This window comes from Ruegeria sp. (assembly GCF_028066395.1).
GTDB lineage: Bacteria > Pseudomonadota > Alphaproteobacteria > Rhodobacterales > Rhodobacteraceae > Ruegeria.
Genome location: NZ_JALCBM010000121.1, coordinates 1 through 5,007 on the forward strand (window position 1 = coordinate 1; position 5,007 = coordinate 5,007).

Genomic DNA, 5,007 nt, shown 5'->3' on the forward strand with positions numbered 1-5,007 from the left:
AACCCCTCTTTCCAGGTTGAAAACCTGGCGTCCTAACCGATAGACGAACGGGCCACGCTGGCTTGTGGAGCGCCTTGTACGGATTACCACACAGCCCCGCAAGCCGAAAAACGCAAGGATGCGAAACTTTTTTGGCCCTTTTGAAGGTCCCGGTTGGGGCCGGTCAATGGGCCTCTGCCGCATCCTCCAGCCGCAGCTGTACGGACTGTCGGCCGCCCCATGAATTCACCTCAAGCCGCCCGGCGAAATGGAACCGTGCGCCGCCGTGATTGGACAGGCGATCCCCCATCGGGCCGTCAAAGGCGCCAAAGGCGATCGCGTCCAGAGTGCCGTTCAGACCGTCGGACAAAGACAGCTTCAGATGCGACTCGCCGACGCGTTTGGCAAAGCGTATCTGCAGGTCGGGCAGGGCGTATCGCGGGGCAGGGGCTCCGGCACCGAAAGGCCCGGCCTGTTCGATCTGTTCGATTAGATCGACGGTTGCAGCGCCCGGCATCAGGGCCCCGTCCAGCTTCATATCGGCAGGCCCACGGTCGCCCGCGCCCTGTTTGGCCAGTAGCTCGGACAGGCGTGCCATGGCGGGTTCCAGCTGATCGCGCATCACGGTCAGCCCGGCCGCCATCTTGTGGCCGCCCCCGCGCACCAGCAGCCCCTCGGCTGCCAGCCGCTGGATCGAGGCGCCAAGGTCCACGCCAGACACCGACCGGCCCGAGCCCTTGCCTTCGTCTCCGTCAAAGCCGATGACAATCGCGGGCCTATTGGCAGCGTCCTTCAGCCGCGAGGCGACGATACCCACCACGCCCGGGTGCCAGCCATCTGCTGCGGCCCAGACCAGCGGCGCATCCAGCCCGCGATCCTCGGCCTGTTTCAAGGCCGCCGCACGCACGGCGTTTTCGATATCGCGGCGTTCGGTGTTCAGCGCATCCAGCCGCTCGGACAGGGCCTGCGCCTCGTGCAGCGAATCGGTGCTCAGCAGCCGCGCCCCCAGATCGGCCTGCCCGATCCGCCCTCCGGCATTTACACGCGGTCCCAGCAGAAACCCGAGATGATAGCTATTGGGTGCGGTATCCATCCGCGCCACATCCGACAGCGCCACCAGCCCGGGCCGTTGCCGCTGCGCCATCACTTTCAGGCCTTGTCGTACCAGCGCGCGGTTGGCCTCGATCAGCGGCGCGACATCGGCCACGGTGGCCAATGCCACCAGATCCAGCAGAGCCATCAGATCAGGCCCTTTGGAGCCATCCTCACGCAATTGCCGCCCGGCTTCGACAAGCATCAGAAACACCACGCCTGCCGCACAGAGATAGCCCAGATCGCCGCTTTCATCCTGCCGGTTCGGGTTCACAACCGCGACGCAATCGGGCAGCGTCTCATCGCCAAGGTGATGGTCCAGAACAATGACATCCGCGCCCTTGGCCGCCGCAATCGGCTCATGGCTCAGCGTTCCGCAATCAACGCAGATGATCAAGTCATGGGACGCAGCCAAGTCCTGCATGGCGGGCACATTCGGGCCGTAACCCTCGTCAATCCGGTCTGGCACATAGAGGGTCGCCTGAACCCCCATTTGCCGCAGCCAGACCAGCAACAAGGCCGCCGAGCTGCCGCCATCCACGTCATAGTCAGCAAAAACCGCAATCCGCTGCCGCCCATGCACCGCCTGCAAGAAACGCGCAGCGGCAACCTCCATATCCTTCATCGCACGCGGATCGGGTAGCAACTCCTTCAGCTTCGGTTCCAGAAACCCGCGCGCCTCGGCCACCGGTACGCCGCGCCGGGCCAGAACCTGACACACGGCGCGGGGCAGGTCGGTCTGTTGCGCCATCATCTCAGCTGCGCGTTCCACCTCTGCCCCCGGCCCAACCCAGCGCCGCCCCGTCAGGGATTGTTCCACACCCAGAAAGCTCACGTTTCACCTCATGCGCGAAGGCCGCGCCCTTGCGGACCCGGCCTCTTCATCTTTTCACAAATACTCTCGCCGAAGGCAGCGGCGCAAGCCGCTATGCGTCGTTATGTGACCACATCGGCGTGCGGTAGGACATCCGCCGGACCGAGCCGGTCTTCGACCGCATCAGCAGCGTCGTGGTCTCAACCCAGCCCGGTTCCCGCTTGATGCGCGGCAGCAGAGAGCCTCCGGTCACGCCGGTCGCGGCAAAGATCACATCCGCTGTCACCATCTCATCCCGGGCATAGACACGATCCAGATCGGTGATGCCCGCCTTGGCGGCACGGCCCCGTTCGTCATCATTGCGGAACAGCAACCGGCCAAAGATCTGCCCGCCCATGCATTTCAGCGCCGCAGCAGCCAGAACGCCCTCGGGCGCGCCGCCTTGGCCCATATACATGTCGATGCCGGTGACTTCGCTTTCGGCGCAATGCATCACCCCGGCGACGTCGCCGTCGGTGATCAACCGGATCGAGGCGCCGGTTTCGCGTACCTCGGCAATCATCGCCTCATGGCGCGGGCGTTCCAGAATGCAGACGGTGATGTCGGCGGGCTCGCATCCCTTTGCCTTGGCCAGTGCTTCGACCCGTTCACGCGGAGTCATGTCCAGATTGACGACGCCTTCGGGAAAACCCGGACCAACGGCCAGCTTGTCCATATACACATCCGGCGCATGCAGCATCGAGCCGCGCGGGCCCATGGCGATCACGGTCAGCGCGTTGGGCATGTCCTTGGCGGTCAGCGTCGTGCCTTCCAGCGGGTCCAGCGCGATGTCCACGCCGGGGCCACTGCCGGTGCCGACCTCTTCGCCAATGTACAGCATCGGCGCCTCGTCCCTTTCACCTTCGCCGATGACAACCACACCGGCGATATCCAGCAGGTTCAACTGCTCGCGCATGGCGTTCACCGCAGCCTGATCGGCGGCTTTCTCATCACCCCGGCCCACCAGAGAGGCCGAGGCCAGCGCGGCCTGTTCCGCCACCCTTGCCAGCCCCAGAGACAGCAGGCGGTCGTTGAAATCGATCTTGGCAGCGCTCATGTTCGGTTATCCTTTGGTCAGCGAAGACATTTGTTCCGGCATAGCCTGCCGATGCGGCAGGCTGCAAGGGTTCAGACCTGTTCGATCCGCAGGGCGACGGGTTCTCCGGCGACCACATCGGTGTCGCGCAGCCCGTCCAGCGCGTGATCCAGCGTCGCGCGGGTGGTCTTGTGGGTCACGATCAGCACCGGCGCGGTGCTTTCGGAATGCGCATACTGGCGCATCCGGTCAATCGAGACACCGGCATCGCCCAGAATCGCCGCCACCTTGGCCAGCGCGCCGGGTTTGTCCAGCAGCCCGAGGCGCAGGTAATAGGGCGCGGGCAGGCCGGTCTGGGCCGCAGGCGCGTCCTGCAATGACGCCGCGGGGCGGCCAAAGGTCGGGATTTGCAAGCCGCGCGCCAGATCGCAGACATCGCCCATCACCGCGCTGGCGGTCGGGCCTTCGCCCGCGCCGGGGCCGCGCAGCACGATCTGTTCGACCGCGTCGCCTTCGATCACCACCATATTGGTGCCGCCTTCCAATTGACCCAGGGCCGAGTCACTGGGCACCAGACAAGGCTGCATCCGCTGCTCCAGCCCGCGCGCAGTGCGCTGCGCCACGCCCAGCAGTTTGATGCGATAGCCCATATCGGCAGCCTGATGAATGTCATCCAGACTGATCTGCTGAATGCCCTCGATCTCGATCCCATCGAAATTCGGTCTGGTGCCGAAGGCAATCGAGGACAGCAGCGCCAGTTTATGCGCCGCATCAATGCCGCCCACATCCAGATTGGGATCAGCTTCGAGATAGCCCAGTTGCGCGCATTCCTCGAACAGGGCGTTATAGCCCAGCTCCTGCGATTGCATCCGGGTCAGGATATAGTTGCAGGTGCCGTTCATCACCCCCATGACGCGGGTGATGTCATTGCCTGCCAGCCCTTCGGTCAGGGATTTGATCACGGGAATGCCCCCGGCGACGGCGGCCTCGAACCGGATCACGCGACCTGCGGCCTCGGCCTGTTCGGCCAGCGCCTGACCGTGAATGGCCAGCAATGCCTTGTTGGCGGTGACCACATCCTTGCCACTGGCCAGCGCCGCCTCGACCGAGGCTTTGGCCGGGCCGTTCTCGCCACCCATCAGTTCGACAAACACATCGATGTCATCGCGTTTGGCCAATGCAACCGGGTCGGTTTCCCACGCATAATCCGACAGGTTGACGCCCCGGTCCTTGCTGGCGTCGCGCGCCGACACAGCGGTAATTTCGACCGCGCGCCCGGTGCGGGCCTGCAGCAGATCGGCATGGCGGCGGACGATTTTGACCACGCCCACGCCCACGGTGCCCAAACCCGCAATTCCAAGCCGCAGCGCCTGTGTCATTCCGTGGGGTCCTTTCCGCTCGAAGCTGCCCATGCGGGCAAATTATCCTTTGCGCGCTGCCTTAGCGGGTTCGGGGGATGGGTGCAATGCGTCTCGGGCGTTAGTTCGTCGGCGCATTCTGCAACGCCTGCGCCTTTCGGGCCAGCGCTTCGCTGCGGGCCAACAGATCGTCTTCGACCTCAACGGCTTCGTTCACCGGGTCAACCGGCGGACCAAGGGTGTCCTGCAACGGGATCAGCCGGGGGTAGGGGGCCTTGCGCAGATCCGGGGCTTCGCGCCCGTCAAGCTCGGGGAAATCGGCGCAGGCGGCGCAGATCAGCATCAGGGGTATCAGGATCAGAGGCTTCATCGCGGGTCTTCGGGTTACAGGCTGTGGTCCCGTGATGCACCTTTTGCGGTTGCGGTTCAAGCGGGGTTCTATCTGAACACCCGTTCATATACAGTCGGGCTATGGCGCGTACTCAAGGTTCCCATTCCGACATCACCGGCCCCCGCATCCGCAAGGCTGCGCTGGCCTTGTTTGCCAAACAGGGCTACGCCGCTGTTTCGATGCGACAAATCGCCAGTGAGGTCGGCGTGCAGGCCGGGGCGTTGTACAATTACACGCCGGACAAGCAAAGCCTGCTGTTCCGCCTGATGCAGAACCATATGCAGGAATTGCTGGCCGC

At 64.3% G+C, this 5,007-nt stretch carries 5 protein-coding genes; 1 reads left to right on the plus strand and 4 read right to left on the minus strand.

Going from position 1 to position 5,007, the window contains the following annotated elements:
- Positions 1 to 163: 163 nt before the first annotated feature.
- The 4 genes from recJ to MPJ51_RS21415 all read right to left on the minus strand — a co-directional run bounded on the left by recJ (position 164) and on the right by MPJ51_RS21415 (position 4,688).
- Positions 164 to 1,906 carry a single-stranded-DNA-specific exonuclease RecJ gene (gene recJ, locus MPJ51_RS21400; protein WP_298391035.1) on the minus strand — a complete coding sequence of 581 codons (1,743 nt, stop codon included), beginning with the start codon at positions 1,904 to 1,906 and terminating at the stop codon, positions 164 to 166.
- A 91-nt stretch (positions 1,907 to 1,997) separates the two neighbouring features.
- On the minus strand, positions 1,998 to 2,981 hold the full coding sequence (glpX, locus tag MPJ51_RS21405; protein ID WP_298391037.1) for a class II fructose-bisphosphatase: 984 nt from the start codon (positions 2,979 to 2,981) through the stop codon (positions 1,998 to 2,000).
- A gap of 71 nt (positions 2,982 to 3,052) precedes the next feature.
- A complete protein-coding gene (locus MPJ51_RS21410) occupies positions 3,053 to 4,339 on the minus strand; it encodes a homoserine dehydrogenase (protein ID WP_298391039.1) in 1,287 nt (428 codons plus the stop codon).
- 100 nt (positions 4,340 to 4,439) lie between these two features.
- A complete protein-coding gene (locus MPJ51_RS21415) occupies positions 4,440 to 4,688 on the minus strand; it encodes a hypothetical protein (RefSeq protein ID WP_298391041.1) in 249 nt (82 codons plus the stop codon).
- A 101-nt stretch (positions 4,689 to 4,789) separates the two neighbouring features.
- Here MPJ51_RS21415 and MPJ51_RS21420 point away from each other — a divergent pair.
- On the plus strand, positions 4,790 to 5,007 hold a 218-nt coding region (locus MPJ51_RS21420; protein WP_298391043.1), incomplete at its 3' end, for a helix-turn-helix domain-containing protein.